Raw genomic sequence first — 26,290 nt, 5'->3', positions numbered from 1 at the left:
ACGGCACCCCCGGAACGGCCGCGGACCGCTGCCCGCACCGCAGAAAACGGGCGCGGAGCCGTCGACCGCACCCCGCGGAAGCAGGCGCGGGCCACGCGATGCGCCCCGCCGGACACCGGCGCGGGGCCATCGACCGCATCCCGGCGGAACGATCGCCGAGCCGCCAGTCGCGCCCCGCCCGAACACGCGCGGCCGGTGGGGCGCCGCCTCCCGGACGGGAGGACGGCACGCCACCGGCCGCATCGATTCGACTCACCGGCGGCAGGGCCGCCGCCGCTCGTCAGCCCACCGACGAGTACGCCACCACTCCGCGGAGCAGGGCGTCGACCGCCTTGCGCGCGTTCTTCGCGACCGTCGACCTCTCGCCGCCCGAGACGGGCGCGGCCGCCGCGATCTGGCCGAGGACGTCGATGACCTGCTTGCACCAGCGCACGAAGTCACCGGCGGGCATCTCGGCCTCGCGCAGCACCTCGTCGAGGCCCTTGCCGGACGCCCACTCGTGAGCGGCCCAGGCGAAGCCGAGGTCCGGCTCGCGCTGGCCGACCCCCTCGGTCTGGCTGATCCCGAAGTCCTCCTCCAGCGCGTCGAGACGGCCCCAGATGCGGACCATCTCGCCGAGCGCGGCCTTGGCCTTGCCGGACGGCACCTTCGGCGCCATGGCGTCGTCGGCGGCCCGGGACTCGTACACCAACGCCGAGACGCAGGCGGCGAGTTCGGCGGGGTCCAGCCCGTCCCAGACGCCGGCGCGCAGGCATTCGCTGGCCAGCAGGTCGAGTTCGCCGTACAGCCGGGCGAGTCGCTTGCCGTGCTCGGTGACCTCGTCGCCGCGCAGATAGTCCAGCTCGGTGAGCAGGGCGACGATCCGGTCGAAGGTGCGGGCGATGGTGTTCGTCCGGCCCTCTATACGGCGCTCCAGCTGCGAGGTGTCACGCTGCAGGCGGTGGTAGCGCTCGGCCCAACGGGCGTGGTCCTCGCGGTCGTTGCACCCATGGCAGGGGTGCGCGCGGATCGCCGTGCGCAGCCGGGCGATCTCACGGTCGTCGGCGGCCTCGGAGCGCTTCCTGCGGTGCCGGTCCGGGACGATGTGCCCGGCCTTGGTCCGCAGGGCGGACGCCAGGTCGCGCCGGGACTGCGGCGAGCGCGGGTTGAAGGACTTGGGGATCCGCATCCGGTCGAGCGCCTCGACCGGCACCGGGAAGTCCATCGAGGCCAGCCGCTTCACCTGGCGCTCGGCCGTGAGCACCAGCGGGCGCGGGCCGTCGTGCTGCTCGAAGCCCCGGTGGCCGTTCGACCTGCCCGCGGGCAGCCCGGGGTCCAGCACCAGCGCCAGCCCCGCGTACTTGCCGGTCGGCACATGGATCACGTCGCCCGGCTTCAGCCTCTCCAGGGCGACGGCCGCTTCGGCCCGGCGCTGCGACATGCCCTGCCGGGCCAGCTCGGTCTCACGGTCCTTGAGTTCGCGGCGCAGCGCCATGTACGCGTCGAAGTCCCCGAGGTGGCAGGTCATGGACTCCTTGTATCCCTCGAGGCCTTCCTCGTTGCGCTGCACCTGCCGGGAGATCCCGACGACCGACTTGTCGGCCTGGAACTGCGCGAAGGACGTCTCCAGAAGCTCGCGCGAGCGGTGCCGCCCGAACTGCTCGACCAGGTTCACGGCCATGTTGTACGACGGCTTGAAGCTGGAGCGCAGCGGATAGGTGCGCGTGCCCGCGAGTCCCGCCAGGTGTTCGGGGCTGAAGCCGCGCTGCCACAGCACGACCGCGTGGCCCTCGACGTCGATGCCACGGCGGCCGGCGCGGCCGGTGAGCTGGGTGTACTCACCGGGGGTGATGTCGGCGTGCTGCTCGCCGTTCCACTTGACGAGCTTCTCCAACACCACCGACCGGGCAGGCATGTTGATGCCCAGCGCGAGGGTCTCGGTGGCGAAGACGGCCTTGACGAGACCGCGGACGAACAGCTCCTCGACGACCTCCTTGAACGTGGGCAGCATCCCCGCGTGGTGGGCCGCGATACCCCGCTCCAGACCCTCCAGCCATTCGAAGTAGCCGAGGACGTGCAGGTCCTCGTCCGGGATGGAGGCGGTGCGCTCCTCGACGAGTTCACGCACTCGGGCGCGCGCCGCGTCGTCGTTCAGCCGCAGGCCGGCGTACAGGCACTGCTGCACGGCGGCCTCGCAGGCCGCGCGGCTGAAGATGAACGTGATGGCGGGCAGCAGTCCTTCGTTGTCGAGCCGCTCGATGACCTCGGGACGGCCGGGCGTCCAGATGCGCGAGCGCTGTCTGCGCTCACGCTCCCGGTCGGCCTCGCGCATCGCGCGGCCCCGTTTGCGGTCCTGGTACGACGGGCGGCTGGCCTCCATGCGCGCCATGCGCGTGAGGTCGGGGTTGACGGCCTTCCGCTGGCCCTCGCCCTCCTCGAAGAGGTCGTACATCCGCCGTCCGGCCAGCACGTGCTGGAACAGCGGGACGGGCCGGTGTTCGGAGACGATCACCTGGGTGTCGCCGCGCACGGTGTCCAGCCAGTCACCGAACTCCTCCGCGTTCGACACGGTCGCCGACAGCGACACCAGGGTCACCGACTCGGGGAGATGGATGATCACTTCCTCCCAGACGGCGCCACGGAAGCGGTCGGAGAGGTAGTGCACCTCGTCCATCACCACGTAGCCGAGTCCGAGGAGGGTCTGCGAGCCCGCGTACAGCATGTTCCGCAGCACCTCGGTGGTCATGACGACCACCGGGGCTTCGGAGTTGACGCTGTTGTCGCCGGTGAGCAGGCCGACCTTGTCCGCGCCGTAACGGCGGCACAGGTCGGAGTACTTCTGGTTGGAGAGCGCCTTGATCGGTGTCGTGTAGAAGCACTTCTTGCCCTGCTGGAGGGCGAGGTGGACGGCGAACTCGCCGACGATCGTCTTGCCCGAGCCGGTGGGCGCGGCCACCAGCACACCCTTGCCCGTCTCGAGCGCCTGGCAGGCCTCGATCTGGAAGGGGTCGAGGCCGAAGTCGTACATCTCGCGGAAGGAGGCGAGCGCGGTGGCCTGCTCGACAGCGCGCCTGCGTGCTGCCGCATACCGCTCGGCCGGTGAGAGGTCCTCTGTCATCGTGCTTTCGAGACTACCGGGAGCCACTGACATGAGGACGATCATTATCCGTATCAGATGCTGTGAAACATCGGATCCCCGCAGCTCAGGGAAGTGCGACGCGTACGGCGGCCGGTATGCACTCCGCGGTGAGCGGCAGCGGCCCGAGCGGTTCCCCGTCCGCGTAGCCGGTGATGCCCTCGGCGACGAGCTCGACACGGGCCGCCCGGTGCACGGTCACCACGGGATGATCGACGTGGGTGCCCCGGTAGACCTTCGGGAACACCTTGAGCAGGGTCGTACGACTGCAGTCGCCGACCACGGTGATGTCGAACAGCCCGTCACCGAGGACCGCGCCGGGGCAGATCCTCATGCCGCCGCCGTACGACGATCCGTTGCCGACGGCGACGAGCGTCGCCTCGATCTCCCGGGTCTCACCGTCGTCGAGCGTGATGCGGTACGCGAAGGGCCGGAAGGCGGCCAGCTCGGCGAGCATGGCGAGGTCGTACTTGAAGCGGCCGACGGGCCACCGCATCCGGTTGCCGCGGTCGTTGACCCGGGAGTCGAACCCGGAGGCGAGGACGGTGCCGAACCACGTGCCGTTCACCCGGCCCAGGTCGACATCGCCCAACCGGTCGCCCTGGAGCGCCTCGGCGATCAGGCGCCCCGATGCCTCCGGGTCGCCCACGGGCAGGCCGAGGGCACGCGCGAAGTCGTTCCCGGTGCCCACGGCGACCAGGCCGAGCGGGGTACGGGTCCCCGCGACGGCCTGCAGGGCGAGGTTCGCCATGCCGTCGCCGCCGACCGCGACCAGGGCGCCGGTGCCGTCCGCGACGGCTTCCCGCGCCCGGGTGAGGGCGTCAGCCGCGTTCTCGCCGAGGACCGTCCGGACGGAGAATCCCGCGGCCCGCAACGCGGAAGCGGCCGGCAGCGCCGCGTGGGCGCCCCGGCCGCGGCCCGCGGTGGGGTTGACGAAGAGGGTGATCTCGCTGGTCACAGGCTGACCCTACGAGGTCCCGGGCTGCGTCAGGTCACGTCGTCATAACCGTTGACCCGGTCCGAGCTCGCCTGCTCCGGGAGGGCCCCACGGGCCGACACGGACTCGGTCTCGCCGATGTCCTCGGGGGTGAGGTCGAGTTCGGAGGCCTCGTCGTCGGCCGGTCCGGCGGCCGCGCGGCGGGCACGACGCCGGTCGTTGAGCAGGGCCACACCCGTGCCGACGAAGTACAGGAACCAGATCGGCCCTGCCAGCGCCAGCATGGAGATGGGGTCGGTGCTGGGCGTGGCGATCGCCGCGAACAGCGTGATCCCCATGACCATCGCCCGCCACCAGCCTGCCATTCGGCGTCCCGAGAGAACGCCGCCGAAGTTCAGCATGACCAGCAGCAGGGGAAGTTCGAAGGAGAGCCCGAAGACGATGATCATCCGCATGATGAGCTGCAACAGGTCATCGAGTGGCAGCTGGTTGTCGCTGCCGATGATCGAGAACTCCAGCATCACCGACGCCATCTTGGGCAGCGTCCAGTAGGCGAAGTAGGCGCCGGTGACGAAGAGGGGGAAGCCCGCGGCGACGAAGCCGAGCGCGTACTTCTTCTCGTTACCGTGCAGACCGGGCGCCACGAAAGCCCAGAGCTGATAGAGCCACACAGGAGACGCCAGCACGACACCGGTCGACATCGACACCGTCAGTGCCAGCGTGAACGGGCTGAGCAATCCGTTCTGCACGATGCGCGCGCACTGCTTGCTGTCAGGATTCTGCGCCAGCTCCGCAAACCTGTACTTGCACCCGACGGCGTCGAGGATGGGGTTCGTGAAGAACTCCATGATGTTCTTGTAGAAGAAGGCAGAGATGATCATCCCGACGATGATCGCCAACACACTCTTCACGAGCCGGTTGCGGAGCTCGCGAAGGTGCTCCGCGAGGGGCATCCGCCCCTCCGGATCCTTCTCTTCCTTCTGGCGGGCAGACTTGAGCAACCCACGTTCCCATCTCGTGCGGCGGGCCGGAGGTCACCGGCCCTGCGTCAGCGCTGGTTGGTCGAGTCCGTCGGCTCGGCGACCGGGCGCGAGCTGGTCACGTCGCCGGGGGCGGCCTGGATGGTGCGCTGAGCCGGGGGCTGCTCGTCGGTGCTGGGCGGGCCGGCCGGGGCGGGGTTGCTGCCTTCGTCCTTCATCGCCTTCGCCTCGCTCTTGAGGATCCGGGCGGACTTGCCGAGGGAGCGCGCCATGTCCGGAAGCTTCTTCGCGCCGAACAGCAGGATGATGACGACGAGGATGAGAATGATCTCGGGAGCTCCGAGCCTTCCGAACATAAGTCTTTACCTTCTCACCGAGGCTGCATGGTCGGGGTGCCGTCCGATCGGCCGGACATGTGTCCGATCGTCGTGGTGACAGCGATCGTAGCGCTCAGGGGTGAACGCGGGGCAATCCCTGTGCGTACTCCCAGTTCGCGGCCCGCGCCTCGTTATCCGGGCCGCGCCCTTGAGCGTACCTGGCCCCAGCACGAAGTTGACAGGCTGCCGTGCTGCATTGCCCGCCCATGGAACGACTCATACCGCATCCATAGATCGAGCGGCCCCGACGGCGGCTCGTTCCAGGTCGTTCGCGGCTTTGCCGATACGGCGCGCGGAGTCCGCCACCTGTCTGCCCAGACGCTCCGCTTCCAGGAAGACACGGACGGCGAGCACTCCCAGAACCGCGATTCCCAGGAATCCCACAGCGATCGCAAACATCGGCCAGAACATGACCACGACCCTAGAGGGTGGAGTGCAGGCGCAGCGTGCGGACCCCGCCCCCGGTGAGCAACTCGACGATGCGCTCCCCCGCGGGCTTGCGGACGGCGGAACCGCACTCGGGGCAGGTGAACGAGTAGAACGTGGTGCGGCTGCTGGCGCCGATGGCCAGGCGCAGAGCACCCGGTGTGAGCTCGAAGCCGGCCCGGCAGTCGGGACAGGCGGCCTTGAACAGGACCTCGACCACCCTTCGCATCCCGGCGAAGGCCGTCACGACCGACATCTCCGGCCCGCCCGACGACACCCCCGTCCGCCCCGGCGTCCCCGCCCGCGCGGCACCCGACTTTTCCGAGGCGCCCGGCCTTCCCTGCGCACCGGGCATCGACGACGTGCTCAAAGTCCCTGCTCCCGCCTCTCGTACGGCCCGTTCTCGGCCCCTTCGAGCCCCGCCGGCGCGTCGTAGGCGGCGAGCGCCTCGCGGGCCGCGCCGCGAGCGCTGTCCGCGAGGTCCTGCGGCGAGACGATCCGGCCGTCACCGCCGAGGCGCAGGGCCAGCCGCCGCAGCGACGTGGGATCGGGGGTCCGCAGAGTGATACGCAGCCCGCCGTCCGGCAGCTCATCCGCGCTGTCGTGCGGGTAGTACTCGGCGACCCAGCGCCCGCCCGGACCGACCTCCACGACCACCTCGGGATCCTCGGCCGCGGGCTGGACCAGCCCCTCGGAGAGGTCCCGCAGTTCAACCTCGGGCGGCGCGGACGGCTCGTCCAGGATGCGGATCTCGGCGACCCGGTCGAGCCGGAAGGTGCGGCGCGCCTCGGAACGGCGGCACCATGCCTCGACATAGGTGTGTCCGACGCTGACCAGGCGGATCGGGTCGATCTCGCGCTCGCTCAGCTCGTCCCGCGAGGGCGAGTAGTAGCGGATCCACAGCCTGCGGCGCTCGGAGATCGCCCGGTCCACGTCGGCGAAGACACCGCCTTCGGACTCGAAGGTCACCGACAGCCGCGAGCTGGCACCCGCCGCCTCCCCGGAAGCGGCCTCCACCTTGGCGGTGGCCCGCAACAGCGCCTGCCGGTCGCCCTCACGCAGCCCGGGCAGGGTGGACACCGCGCGGGCGGCCACCAGCAGTGCGGTCGCCTCGTCGGCGGCGATCCGCAGCGGCTCGGCGACGTCGTCGGGGTTGTGCCACCAGATCCGGTCGCCGTCCGTGTCGATGTCGAGCAGATCCCCGCCACGGAAGCTGGTCCCGCACAGCGGCAGCACGTCGAGGTCGGAGATCAGCTCGTCCTCGGTGATCCCGAAGGCCCGGGCGACATCGCCGACGCGCGCGCCGGGGCGCTCGCGCAGATACGTCACCAGGGAGAGCATCCGCCGGGTCTGGTCGATCGCGTTGGTGGGCCTGGCCGGTTTTCCTGCCACTTTCTTACGTTTCCCCTCAGCCCTTGGCCACGGCGCGCAGCCGGTCCAGCACATCGGCCCGCAGTTCGGCGGGCTCCACGACCACGACGTCCGGCCCGAACTCGACGAGCCAGGCGTCCAGTCCGTGCCCGTACGGAATCTCCAACTCGTCCCAGCCGTCTCCCAGTTCCCGTACGGAGACGGCCTTGGCCCGCAGCGGGTAGCCCGCGCCGGAGCGCAGCCGGATCAGCGCGGAGCGGTCGGCGATCTCCCCCGCCCAGCCGGCGACCGTCTCACGCACGGTGACGACGTCCGGCACTTCGGCCGTGTACCGCCCCGCACGCGCGCGGACCTTGCCGGTGATCCGGGAGAGCCGGAAGACCCGCTCGGCGCCCCGGTCGCGGTCCCAGCCCGCGAGGTACCAGTGACCGCGCCAGCACTCCAGGGCCCACGGCTCGACATGCCGGGTCTCGGGGCGCGCGGCGGTGGCCTTGCGGTAGTCGAAGACGACCGGGCGGCGGTCGCGGCAGGCCAGCATCAGGGGTTCGAAGGCGGCCTCGTGGACGGGGATGTGCGGCTCCAGAGCGCCGTGCGACCCGTACGGGTCCACATCCTCGGGCAGACCCGCGGCGCGCAGCTTCTGGAGCGCGCCGCTCGCGGCACCGGCCAGCCGGGCCTGCTGCCAGACCTTGGCGGCCAGACCTAGGGCGGCCGCCTCCTCGGCGTCGAGGGTGATGGGCGGCAGGCGGTTGCTGTCGCGGCGGGCGAGATAGCCGACCTCGCCGTCGAGGTTCTCCACCGTCTCGATGACCAGGCCGAGTTCGCGCAGATCGTCCTTGTCGCGCTCGAACATCCGATTGAACGAGTCGTCCGACCCGGCTTCGAGATAGGCCTCGATGGACTCGCGGAGTTCGCGCTTGCTGAGCGGCCGCCGCGTCCCGAGCAGACACAGTGCGAGGTTCATCAGCCGCTCGGCCTTGGCAATGGCCATCGACGCCCTTCCTATGGTGCTTCCGACCGATGACCGTACCGCTCCGGAGTGTCGCGGCAAAAGCCGAGGGCCCATGCCCGAACAGGCATGGGCCCCAGCTGATCGGATCCGGTCTGTTGGGATCAGACTCCGAGCAGGTCGACCACGAAGATCAGCGTCTCACCGGGCTGGATCGCCGGGGTCGGGCTCTGGTTGCCGTAGGCGAGGTGGGCGGGGATGGTCAGCTGGCGACGGCCGCCGACCTTCATGCCCTGCACACCCTGGTCCCAGCCCTTGATGACGCGGCCGCCACCGAGCGGGAATCGGAACGGCGAGTTCCGGTTCCAGCTGGCGTCGAACTCCTCGCCGGTGCTGAACGCGACACCCACGTAGTGCACCGTGACGGTCTGACCCGCCTCGGCCGCAGGGCCTTCGCCCTCCCAGATGTCCTTGATCTCGAGGTCCGCCGGGGGCTCGCCGCCCGGGAAGTCGATCTCGGGCTTCTCGATGCTCACGTCTTTGCTCCTGCTTGTGTACGTAAAGGCAACACGGATAGTGTTACATCCCCGAAGGGTTACATTTTCGCCAGGATGTCGACCGAGAAGACGAGGGTTGAGTCCTTCTTGATGCCGCTGCCGGCCGGCGGGTTGTCGCCGTAGCCCAGCTTCGGCGGGATCACGATGAGGACGCGGCTGCCCACCTTCTTGCCGGTCAGCCCCTGCGCCCAGCCCTTGACGACCTGCTGGAGCGAGAACGACGTCAGCTGACCCCGCTTGTACGTGGAGTCGAACTCCTTGCCGCTGTCCCAGAGCACGCCCTCGTACTGCACCAGGACGCTGCTGTCGGCCTTGACCTCCTCGCCGTCGCCCTCGATCACATAGTTCGCCACGAGCTTCGTGGGGGCGTCCGTCTTCGGCACCGTGATCTTGGGGGCGGCGCCGTCCGTGTTGGTCCCGACCTTCGGCAGCGCGGCGTCGCTCTGCGGGACGTCCTTGCCCTTGGCGGAGCTCTTGGAATTGAACGCGTTCTCGATGTCGACGACGAACACGAGCGTGTCGGTGCCCTTGATGCCCGCCTGAGCGTTGCCCTGCGTGCCGTAGCCCCAGGTCGGGGGGACGGACATCTCGACGCGGCTGCCGACCTTCTTGCCGATCAGGCCGTAGCGCCAGCCGTCGATGATGCCGCCCTGCGCCAGCTGGATGACCAGCGGCGTCTTACGGTCGTAGGAGTTGTCGAAGACCTTCGCCGTGGCCCAGATCTGGCCCAGGTAGTTGGCCTGGATGTAGTCGTTCTCCGCGACCGTCTGGCCATTGCCCGCGATGACCGTCTTGACCGCGAGGTCCTTCGACGGCTCACCGGTGCCCTTGGCGACGGTCGGCTTCTCCCCGAACTTCGTACCGGCGGTGATCGCGGGCAGCGGGCCGTCGACGATCTTCGGCGGAGGCGGCGCGGAGGCCGCGGCGGAGGCCGAAGGCGACGGACTCTTGCTGGACTTGGCCGTGTCTGACTTGCCGTCGTCACCGCATCCGGCAAGTGTGACCAGTCCAGCGGGTACGGCGAGAAGGAGTGAGCGTCGGCGCACGGTGGGGGCCTCGTATCGGTCGATCTTGGTTGATGGCGTGCGCGCAACTCTACGACGTGAGAAGGGCGCCGTACGGAAAACGTACGGCGCCCCGCGTTGCGTTCCGCTTCACCCGCGGAACTCCCGGCTCACATTCCGGCGATCAGCTTCTCCACCCGGTCGTCCACCGAACGGAACGGGTCCTTGCACAACACCGTGCGCTGTGCCTGGTCGTTCAGCTTCAGGTGGACCCAGTCGACGGTGAAATCGCGGCGCTGTTCCTGAGCGCGCCGGATGAAGTCGCCCCGCAGCCGGGCCCGAGTGGTCTGCGGCGGCACCGACTTGCCCTCGAAGATCTTCAAGTCGTTGCAGATCCGAGCGGCTTGCCCCTTCCTCTCCAGCAGGTAGTAGAGGCCACGACGGCGGTGGATGTCGTGGTAGGCGAGGTCTATCTGTGCGACCCGCGGATGCGACATGGTCATGTTGTGCTTGGCCCGGTACCGCTCGATGAGCTGGTACTTCATGACCCAGTCGATCTCGGTGCCGATCCGGTCTAGGTCCTCGGCCTCGATCGAGTCGAGCACACGGCCCCACAGTTCGAGCACCTGTTCGACGGTTCCGGTGCGGATGCCGCGGCGCTCGACGAAGTCCACGGCCTTCTCGTAGTACTCGCGCTGCACTTCGAGCGCGGAGGCCTCACGGCCACTGGCGAGGCGCACCTTGCGGCGGCCCGTGATGTCGTGGCTGACCTCACGGATCGCCCGAATGGGGTTCTCCAGGGTGAGGTCGCGCATGACAGTGCCCGCCTCGATCATGCGCAGCACCAGATCGGTGGCGCCGACCTTGAGGAGCATGGTCGTCTCGGACATGTTCGAGTCGCCGACGATGACGTGCAGCCGACGATAGCGCTCGGCGTCCGCGTGCGGCTCGTCACGCGTGTTGATGATGGGCCGGGAGCGGGTCGTCGCGGAGCTGACACCCTCCCAGATGTGCTCGGCCCGCTGACTGACGCAGTACACGGCACCGCGCGGCGTCTGCAGCACCTTGCCGGCGCCGCACAGCAGCTGCCGCGTGACGAGGAACGGAATGAGGATGTCCGCGAGCCGGGAGAACTCCCCGTGCCGGGCCACCAGATAGTTCTCGTGGCACCCGTAGGAGTTGCCCGCCGAGTCGGTGTTGTTCTTGAACAGGTAGACGTCGCCCGCGATTCCTTCCTCGTGCAGGCGTCGTTCGGCGTCCACCAGGAGTCCTTCGAGAATGCGCTCGCCGGCCTTGTCGTGGGTGACGAGCTCCGTCACGTTGTCACATTCGGGTGTCGCGTATTCCGGATGTGATCCCACGTCGAGATAAAGGCGGGCACCGTTCCGCAGAAAGACATTGCTGCTGCGGCCCCATGACACGACACGGCGGAAGAGGTACCGCGCCACCTCGTCGGGAGACAGGCGGCGCTGTCCCCTGAACGTACACGTGACGCCGTACTCGTTCTCCAGCCCGAAAATGCGGCGGTCCATGACTGAACATTACGCCCGATCCCCTGAGCTGAAACGGGGTTCGACGGCACGGTTTGGATCATTTTCCGATGAGACCGCAACGACCGCACCCCGGCCGGTAGCTGCGAGGACCCGCCCCGTGGCCAGCAGAACCACCAATGCGGCGACGCCGGCGACCCCCGGAACGGCGAAGCCCCGGGCCGCCCCGCCCCACTCGACGACGGGCCCCGCGATGCCCGTTCCGACCGACGCGCCCACGGTGAACGTCGTCACGAGCCAGGAGAACGCCTCCGTGACCGTGCCCGTCGGCGCGTGCCGGTCGACCAGCACGAACGCGCAGGCGATGCAGGGCGCGAGGAACACTCCGGCCAGCGTCGTCAGCGCGGTCATGGCGACCGGACCCGGCACCAGCATCAGTGGGACGTAACACACCGCCAGAAGAGCGACCAGCACCCGCAGTCGCCGCTCCGGGGCACCGCCCCACCGGCGCGCGCCGTAGACCACGCCGCCGAGGAGCGCGCCCAGGCCGATGCCCGCCATCAGCCAGCCGTACACGGCGTCCCCTCCGTGCCCGTCGGCGTACGACACCGCGGCGACCGTGATCGAGCCGAGCGCCATCCCGACGAACAGGAACGCGCCGAGCAGGGCCACCAGCCCCGGTGAGCGCAGGGCACCGAGCCAGTGCGCCTCGCGCGGGGCCGACCGCCACGCGCGCGAGGGCGGCGAGACGACCACGGAGAGGGCCCCCAGGACACCGATGACGCTCAGGATCAGCAGCGCCGCCTGGGCGGACCAGAGCGACACGCACAGCGTCACGAGCAACGGCCCGACGGTGAACATCACTTCCTGCGCCACGGCGTCCATCGCGTACGCGGTGTGCACCTGCTCCTCCTTGCGCAGGACGGAGGGCCACAGGGCCCGCAGGCCGCCCTCAAGGGGAGGCGTGAACAGCCCCGCCACGCCCATCGCGGCGCAGGCGAGCGCCGGCCGGTCCGTCCCGACGAAGGCGAAGACACCCATCCCGAAGGCCGAGACGAGCGCCGCGGGCAGTTGCACCCGCGGCTGCCCGTAGACGTCCACGAGCCGTCCGAGCAAGGGCTGCCCCACCGCGTTGGCCACCCCGTACACGGCGGCGAGCGCGCCCGCCAGGCTGTACGTACCGCCCTCGGCCCGGACGAACAGCACGACGGCGATGGCCGCGGTGGCGTTCGGCAACCGCCCCACGAGCGTGCCGACGAGCAGCCGCGCTGCGTGCCTCGCCCTGAGGATCTCCAGGTATCCCGCGGCCATGTCGAGCCCTTCTCGTAGTGCGCGACGCCGAAGTGTTACGTATAACGTCTCCACCCATACGTACCATGTGCGCAGTCCGGGAGTCCAGACGAAGGAGCAGGCCGACGGTGGCAAAAGGTAGTGCGCGCCCCACGAGCCGGGACGTCGCCCAGGCCGCCGGGGTCTCCCAGGCCGCGGTCTCCCTGGTACTGGGCGACAAATGGCGCGGCCGGGTCTCCGAGACCACGGCGGAACGCGTCCGGGACGCGGCCCAGGAGCTCGGCTACCGCCCGAACCTGGCCGCCCGCAACCTCCGCCTCGGCCGCACCCGCACCGTCCTCCTGGTGGTCCCCGCACTCACCACGGAGTTCTTCGCGGGCGTCTACACCGGCGCGGCCCGCGTCGCCGCCGAGCACGGCTTCGGCGTCGTCCTGTACCCCTCCCCCGAAGGCATCGGCCCCGCCCGCGACCCCTTCGGCTCCGCCCAGGCCGCCCTCGACGGCGTGATCGCCTCCTCCATGGCGGCCGACGCCCTCACGGCTATCCGCGGCGACCAGCTCCCCCTGGTCATGCTCGACAGCGACCCGGCCGGCAGCCAGGGCGCGGCGACCGTCAACCTCGACATCAAGGACGGCGTACGCCAGGTCACCGGCCACCTCCTGGAACTGGGCCACCGCCGCTTCCTGCACCTCGCGGCCGACATCCCGTCCTGGACCTTCGAGGTCCGCGCCCAGGAGATCGCCGCCCGCCTCTCCGACGTCCCCGGAACCGACCTCCGGACCGCCAGGGCCCCCATCTCCTTCGAGGACGCCCTCGCGGCGGCCCAGACCGCCCTCTCCGCCCCCGGCCCGCGCCCCACCGCCGTGATCTGCGACGACGACAAACTGGCCGCGGGCGCCTACAAAGCCGCCCGCCGCCTCGGCCTGCGCATCCCCGACGACATCTCCATCACCGGCCTGGACGACCTCGCCCTGGCCCGGGCCCTCGACCCGGAACTCACCACCGTCCGCCTGGACGCGGAACGATTCGGGGAACAGGGCATGAAGGCCCTCCTGGCCGTCCTGGACGACCGCACACCCCCACAGGGGGACATCCCGGTCGAACTGGTTGTGAGGGGCTCCACGGCCCCGCCAGGCCCCTAGACGCCACCGCCTTCACCACCGGACCCACCGGACCCGGACCCGCACACGGAAGGGGCCGCGCCGGTATGCACCGGGGCGGCCCCTTCCGTATGAGCACCCGACGGACGGGCGCGAGGTCGAACCACGACCTCACTCGTCGTCGTCGGCGTCCTCGGCCTCCGTCGCGGTCTCGGCTCCTCCGGCCTCCAGCAGCCGGCCCAGCTGACGGCCCACGATCCGCTTGAACTTCCGCTGCTGCGGGCGCGTCCGGTCCAGCACCGCGACCTCCAGCCGCTCCGCCGGAATCTCCCGCTCGCCGCCGTTGGGCTCCCGGGACAGCGACTGAACCGCCAGCTTCAGCGCCTCCGCCAACGACATCCCGTCCCGGTGCTGAGTGTCCAGATAGGTACTGATCTGCTCGGCATTGCCGCCGACCGCGACCGAACCGTGCTCGTCCACGATCGAACCGTCGTGCGGCAGCCGGTAGATCTGGTCGCCCTCGGGCGTCTCGCCGACCTCGGCGACCACCAGCTCCACCTCGTACGGCTTCTCCGCCGCCGACGAGAAGATCGTGCCCAGCGTCTGGGCGTACACGTTGGCGAGACCACGGGCCGTCACGTCGTCACGGTCGTACGTGTAGCCCCGCAGGTCGGCGTAACGCACGCCGCCGATCCGCAGATTCTCGTACTCGTTGTACTTGCCGGCGGCCGCGAAGCCGATCCGGTCGTAGATCTCGCTGAACTTGTGCAGCGCGCGGGACGGGTTCTCGCCGACGAACACGATGCCGTCGGCATACTGCAGCACGACCAGGCTGCGGCCACGGGCGATGCCCTTGCGGGCGTACTCCGCCCGGTCGGCCATGGCCTGCTGGGGTGAGACATAGAACGGCGTCGACACCGGTTATCCGTCCCTTTCTGTCGAAGTCACTGGATCACCTGGAAAATGAGACCGGTCTCAGAGCAGCGCGGCGCGCGGGCCGTCGGGCTGCTCGAGTCGCCGCTCCAGGATCGCGCGGGCGATCTCGGAGGACTCCTCGTCGGTGAGCCGGCGGAAGCCGCTCTCGGTGATCACGGTGACGATCGGGTAGATCCGGCGCGCGACATCGGGACCACCGGTCGCCGAGTCGTCGTCGGCAGCGTCGTACAGGGCCTGGATGACCAGCGTCGTGGCCTGGTCCTCGGTCAGATCCTTGGCGTAGAGCTTCTTCATGGCACTGCGCGCGAAGAGCGAGCCGGAGCCCGTGGCCGCGTAACCGTGCTCCTCGGAGCGGCCGCCCGTCACGTCGTAGGAGAAGATGCGGCCCTTGTCGCGGTCCACGTCGAAGCCCGCGAAGAGGGGCACCACGGCGAGGCCCTGCATGGCCATGCCGAGGTTGGAACGGATCATCGTGGACAGGCGGTTCGCCTTGCCCTCCAGGGAGAGCTGGGCGCCCTCCACCTTCTCGAAGTGCTCCAGCTCCAACTGGAACAGCTTCACCATCTCCACGGCCAGACCCGCCGTACCGGCGATGCCCACCGCCGAGTACTCGTCCGCCGGGAACACCTTCTCGATGTCCCGCTGCGCGATGACGTTCCCCATCGTGGCCCGCCGGTCGCCGGCGAGGACGACCCCGCCGGGGAACGTGACCGCCACGATGGTCGTGCCGTGCGGGGCCTCGATCACACCCTGGACGGGCGGCAGTTGCCGCTTGCCCGGCAACATCTCCGGCTGCTGCTCGGACAGGAAGTCCATGAAGGACGACGACCCGGGCGTCAGGAAGGCAGCCGGTAGACGCCCGGTGCTACGAGTGTTGGCTTCCACGCGTTTCCCTCCAGGTAGGCGGCAGCCCGACGAACAGCGTCGGGATCGTCTCCCAACTTGCCGATGGCCGAATTGCAGTTGAAGCACAGTACGCCACGGACACTACCCGTCTTGTGGCAGTGATCCACATGAATGGCGGGAGCTTTCAAGCAGATCACGCAGAGCCCCTTTTGAGAGGCGACCATCGCGTCACGCTGGGCTTCGGTGAGGCCGTAGTGGCGTTTCAGGTGTCCGGCACGCCCTTCGACCGCCCGGCACGCCTTGCAACGCGTCGACAGCCCGTCCGGTGCCGTTGCATTGCGATGCCACTCGCTCCGCGGCTTGACCTCACCGCATTTGAGGCAGAGCTTGTGCCCCTCGGGCACGTCCACCTGAGGGCGAACTTTCCGCCCGAGGCTCAGTTGACGCTTTCGGTGATAGTCCGACGCGCAGTCTCGACAGTGATGCTGCAGACCGTCCAGATTGGACCGCTTACGAGCGAAGGCTGCGTGCGGTTTGACTTCGCCGCACCGCACGCAACACTTCACACCCTCTTCATTCTCCAACCCGAAGCCCCCGTGGCCTTGGATTCGAAGGCTACTCGCCGCCCTTCTGAACGAAACTTCGAACGAAGTCCTCGGCGTTCTCCTCCAAGACATCGTCGATCTCGTCCAGAACCGAGTCGACGTCGTCGCTCAGCTTCTCCTGGCGTTCCTTGAGGTCGTCGGTCGCCTGCGCGTCCTGCGCCTGCTCCTCGACCTCCTCGGTGGAACGCGTCGCCTTCTGCTGTCCGCCGCCGGTGTCCTTGGTCGCCATAACCCTCACCCCGCTCGGTTCGACGTTCTTGATCAGACCCTACAAGCAGGGTCCGACATCGGCCCCGCAGTTTGTCCAACGTACGGGGGCCACCTCGATGATTCCCGTACGTCGGGTATTCCACCCTGTCCGGCCGTGGCCGTCCGGGCGGAAGCTCAGTTGCCCGACAGGACCCTGACCAGGTCCTCGGCCGTACGGCAGCGGTCCAGGAGCGCCTTGACGTGATTACGCGTTCCGCGAAGCGGCTCCAGGGTTGGAACGCGCTGGAGCGAATCCCGGCCCGGCAGATCGAAGATCACCGAGTCCCAGGAGGCCGCCGCCACGTCGTCCGCGTACTGCTCCAGGCAGCGTCCGCGGAAGTACGCCCGGGTGTCCTCCGGCGGCTTGGTGCGGGCCCGCTCGACCTCGCTCTCGTCCAGCAGGCGCTTGATCTTGCCTCGGGCCGCGAGACGGTTGTAGAGGCCCTTGTCGGCCCGTACGTCCGCGTACTGGAGGTCGACCAGGTGCAGCCGGGCGGCGTCCCAGTCGAGGCTGTCACGGCGCCGGTAGCCCTCCATGAGCTCCCGCTTGGCGACCCAGTCGAGCTCTCCGGAGAGGCTCATCGGGTCGTTCTCCAGGCGGTTCAGGGTGTCCTCCCAGCGCAGCAGGACGTCCTTGGTCTGTTCGTCGGCGTCCGCCCCGAACCGCTCCTCGACGTACTTGCGCGAGAGTTCGAAGTACTCCATCTGCAGTTGCACCGCGGTGAGTGTGCGTCCGCTGCGGAGCGTGACCAGGCGCTTGAGGGTCGGGTCGTGGGACACCTGGTGCAGGGTGCGTACGGGCTGGTCGACGGCCAGGTCGACGGCGATGAAGCCGTCCTCGATCATGGAGAGGACGAGCGCCGTCGTGCCGAGTTTCAGATAGGTCGAGATCTCGGAGAGGTTCGCGTCCCCGATGATCACGTGCAGCCGGCGGTATTTCTCCGCGTCCGCGTGCGGTTCGTCGCGGGTGTTGATGATGGGGCGCTTGAGCGTGGTCTCCAGGCCTACCTCGACCTCGAAGTAGTCGGCTCGCTGGCTGAGCTGGAAGCCGTGCTCGTGCCCGTCCTGGCCGATACCGACGCGGCCCGCTCCGGTGACGACCTGGCGTGAGACGAAGAACGGTGTCAGGTGCCGCACGATGTCCGAGAACGGGGTCTCCCGCTTCATCAGGTAGTTCTCGTGCGTGCCGTACGAGGCGCCCTTGTTGTCGGTGTTGTTCTTGTAGAGGTGGATCGGCTGGGCGCCCGGGAGCTGGGCCGCCCGCTCCGCGGCCTCCGCCATGATCCGCTCGCCGGCCTTGTCCCACAGGACGGCGTCCCGCGGGTTGGTGACTTCGGGGGAGCTGTACTCCGGGTGTGCGTGGTCGACGTACAGCCGTGCGCCGTTGGTGAGGATGACATTGGCCAGGCCGATGTCCTCGTCGGTGAGCTGACTGGAGTCGGCGGTCTCCCGGGCGAGGTCGAAGCCTCGTGCGTCCCGCAGCGGGTTCTCCTCCTCGAAGTCCCAGCGGGCGCGGCGCGCCCGGTGCATCGCCGCCGCGTAGGCGTTGACGATCTGGGACGAGGTGAGCATGGCATTGGCGTTGGGGTGACCGGGGACGGAGATCCCGTACTCCGTCTCGATGCCCATTACTCGCCGTACGGTCATGCGGCCCTCCTTGCCCGGCGGCGCCCTCGGTCGGGGGCGCTGCTCAAGTACCGCTGGCGCTCCGGTGCGTGTGCGGTGCCCGTCCCCGCACTGCGCGACTCGGCGGTACGAAAGAGCCTAGAACGCCTTTGCGCTGGTGGGGAGATCATTTGCGTCATTGCTGTGCTCCGGCCTTGTCCTGAAAAACAGTCGGCTGCGGGTACCCGCCGAGGGCACCCGCAGCCGCCCTGTCTTTTACAGGTACTGACCGGTGTTGGCCACCGTGTCGATGGAGCGTCCGGTGTCCGCGCCCTGCTTTCCGGTGATGAGCGTACGGATGTAGACGATCCGTTCGCCCTTCTTTCCGGAGATCCTGGCCCAGTCGTCCGGGTTGGTGGTGTTCGGCAGGTCCTCGTTCTCCTTGAACTCGTCCACGCAGGCCTGGAGGAGATGGGAGACCCGAAGGCCCTTCTGGCTGTGTTCCAAGAAGTCCTTGATGGCCATCTTCTTGGCGCGGCCCACGATGTTCTCGATCATGGCGCCGGAATTGAAGTCCTTGAAGTAGAGGACTTCCTTGTCACCGTTGGCGTAGGTGACCTCCAGGAAGCGGTTCTCCTCCGACTCGGCGTACATCTGCTCCACGGCTGTCTGGATCATGCCGTGGACGGTGGCCGCCCTGTCGCCGCCGTGCTCTCCCACGTCCTCGGGGTGCAGCGGGAGACGCTCGGTGAGGTACTTCTGGAAGATGTCCTTCGCCGCTTCGGCGTCCGGGCGCTCGATCTTGATCTTCACGTCGAGTCGTCCGGGCCGCAGGATGGCGGGGTCGATCATGTCCTCACGGTTCGAGGCGCCGATGACCACCACGTTCTGCAGGCCCTCCACGCCGTCGATCTCGGCGAGCAGCTGCGGGACGATGGTGTTCTCCACGTCCGAGCTGACGCCCGATCCACGGGTGCGGAAGAGGGATTCCATCTCGTCGAAGAAGACGATGACGGGGGTGCCCTCGCTGGCTTTCTCCCGTGCGCGCTGGAAGACGAGGCGGATCTGCCGCTCGGTCTCGCCGACGTATTTGTTCAGGAGCTCGGGGCCCTTGATGTTGAGGAAGAAGCTCTTGCCGGTGGCCTGTCCGGTCACTTCGGCGACCTTCTTGGCCAGTGAGTTGGCCACGGCCTTGGCGATGAGCGTCTTTCCGCATCCGGGGGGCCCGTACAGCAGGACGCCCTTGGGCGGCCGCAGTTCGTGCTCCTTGAAGAGGTCGGGGTAGAGGTACGGGAGCTCGACCGCGTCGCGGATCATTTCGATCTGGCCGCCCAGACCGCCGATCTGCTCGTAGCCGATGTCCGGGACCTCTTCGAGGACGAGTTCCTCGACCTCGCTCTTCGGGACGATCTCGTAGACATAGCCGGAGCGGGGTTCGAGGAGCAGGGCGTCTCCGGGACGGATATTGACGTCCAGGAGCGGCTCGGCGAGCCGCACCACCCGTTCTTCGTCGGTGTGCCCCTGTACGAGGGCGCGCTCGCCGTCCTCGAGGATCTCCTTGAGGGTGACGATGTCGCCCACGCTCTCGTATTCCATGGCCTCGACCACGTTGAGAGCTTCGTTGAGCATCACTTCCTGGCCACGCCTGAGCTCTTCGAGCTCCACGCTGGGGCTGACGTTCACCCGGAGCTTGCGGCCCCCGGTGAAGATGTCCGCCGTGCCGTCCTCATTCGCCGTGAGGAAGACACCGAAGCCGGCCGGCGGCTGCGCGAGCCGGTCGACTTCTTCCTTGAGGGCCACGATCTGGTCGCGGGCCTCACGGAGCGTGTTCGCGAGCCGCTCGTTCTGTGCGGACACGCCTGCCAGGTTCGTCTGCAACTCGACGATCCGCTCTTCGAGAATCCTCGTGTGTCGCGGAGAGTCGGCGAGCTTGCGTCGCAGGACGGCGATCTCCTGCTCAAGGTAGGCAATCTGTCCGGCGGGGTCATCGGACCCTCGTCCCGGGCGGATGCCGCGGTTCATGTCGTCGTCGTGGGCTGCCACGGTCCTCACCTCCTCCAAGGGGAGCTGGACGCTTCCAGACCCTACCTGGGTGGGTGTCGATTGAAACCCCTAGATCACAAAGACTGTAGGGGTGTGTCCGATCTTCACCCTTGCGCTCTCCCTCACGCCAGGGGAATACCCACCGAACATGATTGGGAAGCGGGCGGAGGTAGGGTCGAAGTGTTCAACACCCGTCAGAGCTGGCCCGATTCCCCAGTCTTCGGTCCGCTCGACGCAGAAAACGGCAGGAGAAATGACCGTGCAGCAGGAGGCCGGAGTCGACGGCGAGGCGCTTGAGGTCTGGATCGACCAGGATCTCTGTACCGGCGACGGGATCTGCGTCCAGTACGCGCCCGAGGTCTTTGAGCTGGACATCGACGGTCTGGCCTACGTGAAGAGCCCTGACGACGAGCTGCTGCAGGCCGTGGGCGCCACAACGCCCGTACCGCTGCCGCTTCTGCGCGATGTGACCGACTCGGCGAAGGAGTGCCCGGGCGACTGCATCCATGTCCGTCGGGTTTCGGACAAGGTGGAGGTCTACGGTCCTGACGCGGAGTGATTTTTCGGACACTCCGCGTCACCCGATGTCTGATTCCTCACACCCTCTGCCGCGCGGAGGGTGTTTTCCTTTGTCCGGGCCTCGCGAGGGGGCGCTCACACGCTCCGTGCTTCGGGCGGTGTCGAGCGCACGAACGCGCCGTTCTTCCACTGCCACTTGGCGCTGTCCTTCACGTCCGGGCAGCAACTCGGTACGTCGGCCGAGGAGTAGCCGAGGAGCGTGGCGGTGACGGCTCCGTCGCGCACCGCGAAGTCGGTGACGCTGAGGCGGTCCTTGGGATCGACCAGGGTCGCCACGACCCGGGGCCCCTTCGCTCCCTCGGCCTGGGTGAGGACGTAGACGCCGCTGGGCGGGGTGCCCGAGCCGGCGTCGCAGCGGACGACGGCCACGGTCTCGGGGCGGCCGTCGCCGTCCAGGTCCCCGGAGGCCTTCTTGTCGACGAGCACTTTGGTGGGTCCGCAGGTGATCGGGAAGTCCACGCCGGTCGGGTCGGGGGCGGCCACCGGGGCTGCCGCCGACTTCGCGCCGGCGCTGGGCTGGGCCGCCGTCGCGGGATCGGGCTGGAGGACCGAGGACAGCGCCACGACTCCGGCGATGGCGGTGGCCGTGGCGACCCACTGGATGGGGCTGGTGTGCGTGTGTGCCAGTTCCGGGACGGCGGATTGCTGCACTAGGAGTGTCTCCCGCGAGGGCTGTGCCGGTGGGGTGGGGTGTCCCGCATGGTGCCACACGTCACAGCCTGGTGGAACGGCGGGGTCCGGAGTTGTGAAGAAGTCCGGCGGGGTTTTCCGCGCCGTGCCGGGGGCGTGCCGGCACGGCACGGCCGGGTGCGCCGGGATGAGTCCTTAAGGACGTGCGGCCCGGCTCCCCGGTGGACCTGCGGGCCGCTTTCCGCGCGGCGTGGTGCCGGGCTCGGCGGAGGTGTCGGCCGGGTTCCGGAGGGAGCCCCGTCGGCCGGCTCGGGGCGGTCGGTTCACGCGCGCCGCAGGCGGTCGGCCGGGCTCTCGGCGGACCCGTCGGCAGCCGTGCGAGGTGGCCTGCTCAGGGACGCGGCGGCATCCGTCGGCCGTCTTCCGGGCGGCCTGTCGGCGGGCCCGCACACCCGTCCGCCGGGTGGCCGACGCACCGTCAGCAACCTTGCGGGCGCCCTGTAGGCGCGCTCCGCGGACCCGTCGGCCGGGAGCTCGACGGAGGGCGGGCGGACGGGATCCGGTGGTGCGTCAACGCAAAAGCGATGTGGCCGAGTTACGGGGGGCGTCCGGGAACTCGGCCACATCGGTGGTGCGTTGGGTACGTCAGCGGGCGGTGCCGCCGTCGGCGTTCGGACCGGAGTAGTCCTCGCCGTACGCGCCCTTGGCGGGGCGGCGGCGGCGCATGGGCGGCTCGACGCCGTCCGCGAGGCGGCGGGCGGTGAGCAGGAAGCCCGTGTGGCCGATCATCCGGTGGTCCGGGCGGACGGCCAGACCCTCGATGTGCCAGTTGCGGATCATCGATTCCCAGGCGCTGGGCTCGTTGAAGCAGCCGATCTCGCGGATCGACTCGACGGTCCGCGCGAGCTGGGTGGTGGTAGCCACGTAACAGCAGACGATGCCACCGGGGACGAGCGCCTTGGAGACGGCCTCCAGGCACTCCCAGGGAGCGAGCATGTCGAGGATGACGCGGTCGACGTCGGTGTCGCTCAGGTTGTCCTGGAGGTCGCCGACGGTGAGCTGCCAGGCGGGGTGCGGTCCGCCGAAGTAGCGCTCCACGTTCTGCTGGGCGATCTCGGCGAAGTCCTCGCGGCGCTCGTAGGAGTGCAGCATGCCCTGGTCGCCGATGGCGCGCAGCAGGAAGCTGCTGAGCGAGCCGGAGCCGACCCCCGCCTCCACGACGCGGGCGCCGGGGAAGATGTCGGCGAAGGCCAGGATCTGCCCCGCGTCCTTGGGGTAGACCACGGCGGCGCCGCGGGGCATGGACAGGACGTAGTCGGGGAGCAGGGGGCGCAGCGCGAGATAGGCGACGTTCCCCGTGGTACGGACAACGCTGCCCTCGGGAGCACCGATCAGCTCGTCGTGGGGGAAGGAACCCTTGTGGGTGTGGAAATTCTTCCCGGCCTCGAGCGTGAACGTGTAGTGGCGGCCCTTGGGGTCGGTCAGCTGAACCTGGTCCCCGACCTTGAAGGGCCCGCGCCTGCGGGCGGCACCGGTCGGTTCGGACATGTGAACAGCCTACCGGTCCCGGACGGGGTGGCCGACCACGGTCAGGAGGGCCGGGCCATGGCCTTCACGAAGGCGCGCTCCACGTCCGCGGCGGACAGGACGCCGTAGATCTCGCCGGAGTCCTCCACCACCAGGTACTCGGTGGCGGGGCTGGCGCGCAGGACGTCGAGGAGGTCTTCGCCGGCGAGTTCGGCGGAGACCCGCATGCCGTCGGTGAGGTCCTGGGCGAGGCCGCTGACGGCGACCCAGGGGCGGCGGTGCTCGGGGACGCCGACGATGGCGGCCTCGCGGACCAGGGAGAGCGGTTCGCCGTCGGCGTCGACGACGACCAGGGCGCGGGCGCCGACGTCGTTGGCGCGGCGCAGCGCCTCGGAGAGCGGGGTGCCGGTCTCGACGGGGACCGCGCGCCGGGTGAGGGAGCGGGCGCGCAGTTCCGGCAGGTGTTCGCGCAGCCGGGCCATCCGGAGGCTGTTGCCGGCGCCGGTCCAGATGATCGCCGCGAGGATGGCGGCAAGCAGGGCGTCGGTGACGGTGTCCATGCCGCCGAGGTCGTCGGGGGCGGCGCCGAGGGCCTCGGACTGGGTGAGCAGGGGCAGTCCGATCAGTACGGAGACGGCGAGGGCGCGGCCGACCCAGGCGGCGGCGACGGTGCCGCTCATCGGCCTGCCGGTGATCTTCCAGACGACGGCCCGGAGCATGCGGCCGCCGTCGAGGGGCAGGCCGGGCAGCAGGTTGAAGGCGGCCACGATGAGGTTGGAGATCATCAGGCCGGCCAGCAGCACGCCGGGGACGGTGCCGGGCTCGACGGGCAGCATGGCCAGGTAGAAGACGCCGGACAGGACGAGGGAGAGCAGTGGGCCGACGAAGGCCAGCACGAACTCGCGGCCCGGGGTCTCGGCCTCCTTCTCGATCTCCGAGACACCGCCGAAGAACTGGAGCTGGATCCGGCGCACGGGCAGCTTGAAGCGGAGGGCCGCGACGGTGTGGGCGAGTTCGTGGACGAGTACGGAAGCGTAGAAGGCGACCGCGAAGAAGAGGGACACGAGGTAGCGGGCGGCGCCGAGTTCGGGCAGGACGCGGTCGAGCTGGCCGCCGAAGACCCAGGTGATGAGGGCCGCGACGAGGAACCAGCTGGGCGCGACGTAGACGGGCACGCCGAACGGCCGGCCCATCAGCAGTCCGCCGCCGGGCTCCTTCGGGCGGCGCGGTGGGCGCCTCTTGCGGTTGCCCGTGTGGGCGAGGGTCCGGTGGGCGTCGGTGAGGTCGTCCGGGGTGGTGAAGGACGACGGCTCGCCGTGGGGCCGTTCCGGGCCGTCGGAGGTCTCGCGGGACTGGCCGTGGGCTCCGGTCTCCTCGGTGGGCCGGGCGGCGGCGGGGGCCTTCGCCAGCGGGTCCGGGGACGCTCCGGTGCCGGGCGCGGACTCCGGACCGGGCTCCGGGTGCTTCTCGGATCCGGTTCCGTCGTGGGGCGTGGTGCCGTCGTCGGCCCGGGACCCGGTGTGGGGCGTGGTGCCGTCGTCGGCCCCGGACCCTGTGTGGGCCGGGGGGCGGGAGTCGGCCTGGACCCGGGCGGGCGTCGCGGTCTCGTCCCGGGCCGCGGTGTCCCCGTCGGTGTCCGCTTCGGTCCGGGAGTCGTGATCGGGGGCCGTGGGTGCCGGCCCGGTGGGGGTCTCGGGCCCGGCTTCTCCGGTGCGTGGGGCGTCGGCGGCCGGCTCGGCGGAGGCCCGGGGCCTCTCGAGGTGCTCGGTCGCCTCGCCGGTACCGGACCGCGGCTGCCCGCTCCCGCCGCTCTCGTCCACGATGTCCCCTCGTTCGAAGCGTCTCCCGCCCCCGGTCGTGCGGAGCAGGAGGGTCTGTGGTCGATGGTATGCGGCGGTCGCGGCGCGTTCCGCCCCGGCACCCCCTCTGTTTTCCGCGCCGTCGCGGCCGCCGGGGCGGGGTCACTGTCAGTGGCGGGCCGTAGAGTCTGTCGTCATGGAAACCAGCACCGAGGGCGCAGCGCCCGACGAAGCGGCCGCGGCCACCGAAGCCGTCGCGACCGTCGGCGACGGACCGGCCCCGGTGGTCGCGCGCGCGCCGGCTTCGCTGTCGCCCTCGCGTGCCAGTGACTTCATGCAGTGTCCGCTGCTGTACCGCTTCCGGGTGATCGACAAGCTGCCCGAGAAGCCGAGTGCGGCGGCGACCAGGGGGACGTTGGTGCACGCGGTCCTGGAGCGGCTCTTCGACGCCCCGGCCGTGGACCGGACCGCGCCGCGCGCCAAGTCGCTGATCCCCGGTCAGTGGGACCGGCTGCGGGAGAGCAGGCCGGAGGTCGTGGAGCTGTTCGCCGACGACCCGGAGGGCGAGCGGCTCGCGGGCTGGCTCGCCGAGGCCGAGCAGCTGGTGGAGCGCTGGTTCACGCTGGAGGACCCGACGCGGCTCGAACCGGCGGAGCGGGAGCTGTTCGTCGAGGCGCGGCTCGATTCCGGGCTGACCCTGCGCGGCATCATCGACCGGGTCGACGTGGCCCCGACGGGTGAGGTCCGGATCGTCGACTACAAGACGGGGAAGGCGCCGCGGCCGGAGTACGCCGAGGGTGCCCTGTTCCAGATGAAGTTCTACGCCCTGGTGGTGTGGCGGCTGAAGCAGGTGGTCCCGCGCCGGCTCCAGCTCGTCTATCTCGGCAGCGGTGACGTGCTGACGTACGACCCGGTGATCGAGGACCTGGAGCGGGTCGAGCGCAAGTTGCTGGCCCTGTGGGACGCCATCCGGCTGGCGACGGAGACGGGTGAGTGGCGGCCGCGTCCCACCAAACTCTGCGGCTGGTGCGACCACCAAGCGGTGTGCCCGGAATTCGGTGGTACTCCCCCGGTGTATCCGCTCCCGGTCAGGGCGCCCGAGTCGGGGCCCCGGGAGCAGGGCAGAATGGGGCCGGACTAGCGAAGGAGACTTACGTGGCCATCCGCGTCCTACTGGTCGACGACCAGCCGCTGCTGCGCACCGGCTTCCGGATGATTCTGGAAGCGGAGCAGGACCTGGCGGTCGTCGGCGAGGCCGGCGACGGTCTCCAGGCGCTCGATCAGGTTCGTGCCCTGCAGCCCGATGTGGTTCTGATGGACATCCGCATGCCGCGGATGGACGGTGTGGAGGCGACCCGGCAGATCACCGGCCCCGGCCGGGACGGTCCGGCGAAGGTGCTCGTCCTGACGACGTTCGACCTCGACGAGTACGTGGTGGAGGCGTTGCGCGCGGGCGCCAGCGGCTTCCTCCTCAAGGACGCGCCCGCCAATGAGCTGGTGCAGGCGATCCGGGTGGTCGCGGGGGGCGAGGCGATGCTCGCGCCGAGCATCACGCGTCGGCTGCTCGACAAGTACGCGGGGCATCTGCCGTCCGGCGACGAGCCGGTTCCGGACACGTTGCACACGCTGACCGACCGCGAGGTCGAGGTGCTGAAGCTGGTGGCGCGCGGGCTGTCGAACGCGGAGATCGCGGCCGATCTGTTCGTCAGCGAGACCACGGTAAAGACGCATGTGGGGCATGTCCTGACGAAGTTGGGGCTGCGTGACCGGGTGCAGGCCGCGGTGTACGCGTACGAGAGCGGGCTGGTGCGTCCCGGGGCGCAGTAGGACCGGTTCGCCGGGTGGGTCCCGGCCCGCCGAAGGCAGTGCGAAGGG

General features: G+C 69.6%; 25 protein-coding genes. 4 read left to right on the top strand and 21 right to left on the bottom strand.

What is annotated here, in order from left to right; translation table 11 throughout:
* Positions 1 to 280: 280 nt before the first annotated feature.
* The 12 genes from ACFWBT_RS21360 to ACFWBT_RS21305 form a co-directional block, all read right to left on the bottom strand.
* Positions 281 to 3,142 (bottom strand): DEAD/DEAH box helicase, encoded by a 2,862-nt coding sequence (locus ACFWBT_RS21360; protein WP_385702594.1) that lies wholly within the window; start codon positions 3,140 to 3,142, stop codon positions 281 to 283.
* Positions 3,143 to 3,182: 40 nt separating this feature from the next.
* Positions 3,183 to 4,073 (bottom strand): diacylglycerol kinase, encoded by an 891-nt coding sequence (locus ACFWBT_RS21355; RefSeq protein ID WP_385702591.1) that lies wholly within the window; start codon positions 4,071 to 4,073, stop codon positions 3,183 to 3,185.
* A gap of 29 nt (positions 4,074 to 4,102) precedes the next feature.
* Positions 4,103 to 5,053 (bottom strand): twin-arginine translocase subunit TatC, encoded by a 951-nt coding sequence (gene tatC / locus ACFWBT_RS21350; RefSeq protein ID WP_385702589.1) that lies wholly within the window; start codon positions 5,051 to 5,053, stop codon positions 4,103 to 4,105.
* Between the two features lie 47 nt (positions 5,054 to 5,100).
* Positions 5,101 to 5,388, bottom strand: coding sequence for a Sec-independent protein translocase subunit TatA (gene tatA, locus ACFWBT_RS21345; RefSeq protein ID WP_266756808.1), 288 nt, complete (start codon positions 5,386 to 5,388; stop codon positions 5,101 to 5,103).
* A gap of 237 nt (positions 5,389 to 5,625) precedes the next feature.
* Positions 5,626 to 5,820 carry a hypothetical protein gene (locus ACFWBT_RS21340; RefSeq protein ID WP_385702586.1) on the bottom strand — a complete coding sequence of 65 codons (195 nt, stop codon included), beginning with the start codon at positions 5,818 to 5,820 and terminating at the stop codon, positions 5,626 to 5,628.
* Between the two features lie 10 nt (positions 5,821 to 5,830).
* Positions 5,831 to 6,091 carry a hypothetical protein gene (locus ACFWBT_RS21335; protein WP_385702583.1) on the bottom strand — a complete coding sequence of 87 codons (261 nt, stop codon included), beginning with the start codon at positions 6,089 to 6,091 and terminating at the stop codon, positions 5,831 to 5,833.
* Between the two features lie 110 nt (positions 6,092 to 6,201).
* Positions 6,202 to 7,227, bottom strand: coding sequence for a helix-turn-helix transcriptional regulator (locus ACFWBT_RS21330; RefSeq protein ID WP_385702581.1), 1,026 nt, complete (start codon positions 7,225 to 7,227; stop codon positions 6,202 to 6,204).
* Between the two features lie 16 nt (positions 7,228 to 7,243).
* Entirely contained in the window at positions 7,244 to 8,197 is a 954-nt protein-coding gene (locus ACFWBT_RS21325) for a helix-turn-helix transcriptional regulator (protein WP_385702578.1), read from the bottom strand.
* Between the two features lie 122 nt (positions 8,198 to 8,319).
* Entirely contained in the window at positions 8,320 to 8,691 is a 372-nt protein-coding gene (locus ACFWBT_RS21320) for an FKBP-type peptidyl-prolyl cis-trans isomerase (protein ID WP_385702575.1), read from the bottom strand.
* Positions 8,692 to 8,750: 59 nt separating this feature from the next.
* Entirely contained in the window at positions 8,751 to 9,758 is a 1,008-nt protein-coding gene (locus tag ACFWBT_RS21315; RefSeq protein WP_385702573.1) for an FKBP-type peptidyl-prolyl cis-trans isomerase, read from the bottom strand.
* Between the two features lie 128 nt (positions 9,759 to 9,886).
* A complete protein-coding gene (gene pafA, locus ACFWBT_RS21310; protein WP_171143128.1) occupies positions 9,887 to 11,248 on the bottom strand; it encodes a Pup--protein ligase in 1,362 nt (453 codons plus the stop codon).
* A gap of 9 nt (positions 11,249 to 11,257) precedes the next feature.
* Positions 11,258 to 12,517, bottom strand: coding sequence for an MFS transporter (locus ACFWBT_RS21305; RefSeq protein WP_385702570.1), 1,260 nt, complete (start codon positions 12,515 to 12,517; stop codon positions 11,258 to 11,260).
* Between the two features lie 65 nt (positions 12,518 to 12,582).
* Here ACFWBT_RS21305 and ACFWBT_RS21300 point away from each other — a divergent pair, with 65 nt between their 5' ends.
* Positions 12,583 to 13,638: a LacI family DNA-binding transcriptional regulator gene (locus ACFWBT_RS21300; RefSeq protein ID WP_385702567.1), complete on the top strand. Its 1,056-nt coding sequence runs from the start codon at positions 12,583 to 12,585 to the stop codon at positions 13,636 to 13,638.
* A 129-nt stretch (positions 13,639 to 13,767) separates the two neighbouring features.
* Here ACFWBT_RS21300 and prcA read toward each other — a convergent pair whose 3' ends face one another.
* The 6 genes from prcA to arc form a co-directional block, all read right to left on the bottom strand.
* Positions 13,768 to 14,514 carry a proteasome subunit alpha gene (gene prcA / locus ACFWBT_RS21295; protein ID WP_351547102.1) on the bottom strand — a complete coding sequence of 249 codons (747 nt, stop codon included), beginning with the start codon at positions 14,512 to 14,514 and terminating at the stop codon, positions 13,768 to 13,770.
* Between the two features lie 57 nt (positions 14,515 to 14,571).
* The gene (gene prcB, locus ACFWBT_RS21290) at positions 14,572 to 15,417 is read right to left on the bottom strand and encodes a proteasome subunit beta (RefSeq protein ID WP_385702565.1); all 846 of its coding nucleotides are present in this window, start codon (positions 15,415 to 15,417) and stop codon (positions 14,572 to 14,574) included.
* Entirely contained in the window at positions 15,369 to 15,962 is a 594-nt protein-coding gene (locus ACFWBT_RS21285; RefSeq protein WP_385702563.1) for an endonuclease VII domain-containing protein, read from the bottom strand. Before ACFWBT_RS21285 ends, prcB begins: the two co-directional genes overlap by 49 nt.
* A 31-nt stretch (positions 15,963 to 15,993) precedes the next feature.
* Complete coding sequence (locus ACFWBT_RS21280; protein ID WP_127181041.1) at positions 15,994 to 16,212, bottom strand: ubiquitin-like protein Pup; 219 nt, start codon at positions 16,210 to 16,212, stop codon at positions 15,994 to 15,996.
* Between the two features lie 155 nt (positions 16,213 to 16,367).
* On the bottom strand, positions 16,368 to 17,879 hold the full coding sequence (gene dop / locus ACFWBT_RS21275; protein WP_385702562.1) for a depupylase/deamidase Dop: 1,512 nt from the start codon (positions 17,877 to 17,879) through the stop codon (positions 16,368 to 16,370).
* A gap of 234 nt (positions 17,880 to 18,113) precedes the next feature.
* Positions 18,114 to 19,880, bottom strand: coding sequence for a proteasome ATPase (gene arc / locus ACFWBT_RS21270; RefSeq protein WP_385702560.1), 1,767 nt, complete (start codon positions 19,878 to 19,880; stop codon positions 18,114 to 18,116).
* A gap of 253 nt (positions 19,881 to 20,133) precedes the next feature.
* On the opposite strand from arc, the gene ACFWBT_RS21265 reads away from it, so the two are divergent.
* Entirely contained in the window at positions 20,134 to 20,439 is a 306-nt protein-coding gene (locus tag ACFWBT_RS21265; RefSeq protein WP_356468365.1) for a ferredoxin, read from the top strand.
* 95 nt (positions 20,440 to 20,534) lie between these two features.
* Here the strand turns inward: ACFWBT_RS21265 and ACFWBT_RS21260 are convergent, their stop codons facing one another.
* The 3 genes from ACFWBT_RS21260 to ACFWBT_RS21250 all read right to left on the bottom strand — a co-directional run bounded on the left by ACFWBT_RS21260 (position 20,535) and on the right by ACFWBT_RS21250 (position 24,436).
* Positions 20,535 to 21,110, bottom strand: coding sequence for a hypothetical protein (locus tag ACFWBT_RS21260; protein WP_385702557.1), 576 nt, complete (start codon positions 21,108 to 21,110; stop codon positions 20,535 to 20,537).
* A gap of 624 nt (positions 21,111 to 21,734) precedes the next feature.
* Positions 21,735 to 22,637 (bottom strand): tRNA (adenine-N1)-methyltransferase, encoded by a 903-nt coding sequence (locus ACFWBT_RS21255; protein WP_385702554.1) that lies wholly within the window; start codon positions 22,635 to 22,637, stop codon positions 21,735 to 21,737.
* Between the two features lie 41 nt (positions 22,638 to 22,678).
* The gene (locus tag ACFWBT_RS21250; RefSeq protein ID WP_385702552.1) at positions 22,679 to 24,436 is read right to left on the bottom strand and encodes a site-2 protease family protein; all 1,758 of its coding nucleotides are present in this window, start codon (positions 24,434 to 24,436) and stop codon (positions 22,679 to 22,681) included.
* 175 nt (positions 24,437 to 24,611) lie between these two features.
* On the opposite strand from ACFWBT_RS21250, the gene ACFWBT_RS21245 reads away from it, so the two are divergent.
* Together ACFWBT_RS21245 and ACFWBT_RS21240 are read left to right on the top strand one after the other, a co-directional pair.
* A complete protein-coding gene (locus ACFWBT_RS21245; protein ID WP_385702550.1) occupies positions 24,612 to 25,556 on the top strand; it encodes a RecB family exonuclease in 945 nt (314 codons plus the stop codon).
* A 14-nt stretch (positions 25,557 to 25,570) separates the two neighbouring features.
* Complete coding sequence (locus ACFWBT_RS21240) at positions 25,571 to 26,242, top strand: response regulator (protein WP_369239127.1); 672 nt, start codon at positions 25,571 to 25,573, stop codon at positions 26,240 to 26,242.
* Positions 26,243 to 26,290 lie beyond the last annotated feature (48 nt).

The organism is Streptomyces sp. NPDC060027 (genome assembly GCF_042737005.1).
In the GTDB taxonomy this organism is placed as follows: Bacteria; Actinomycetota; Actinomycetes; order Streptomycetales; family Streptomycetaceae; genus Streptomyces.
The sequence above is the reverse complement of the archived record's forward strand: the minus strand, read 5'-3'. Positions and strand labels throughout refer to the sequence as shown.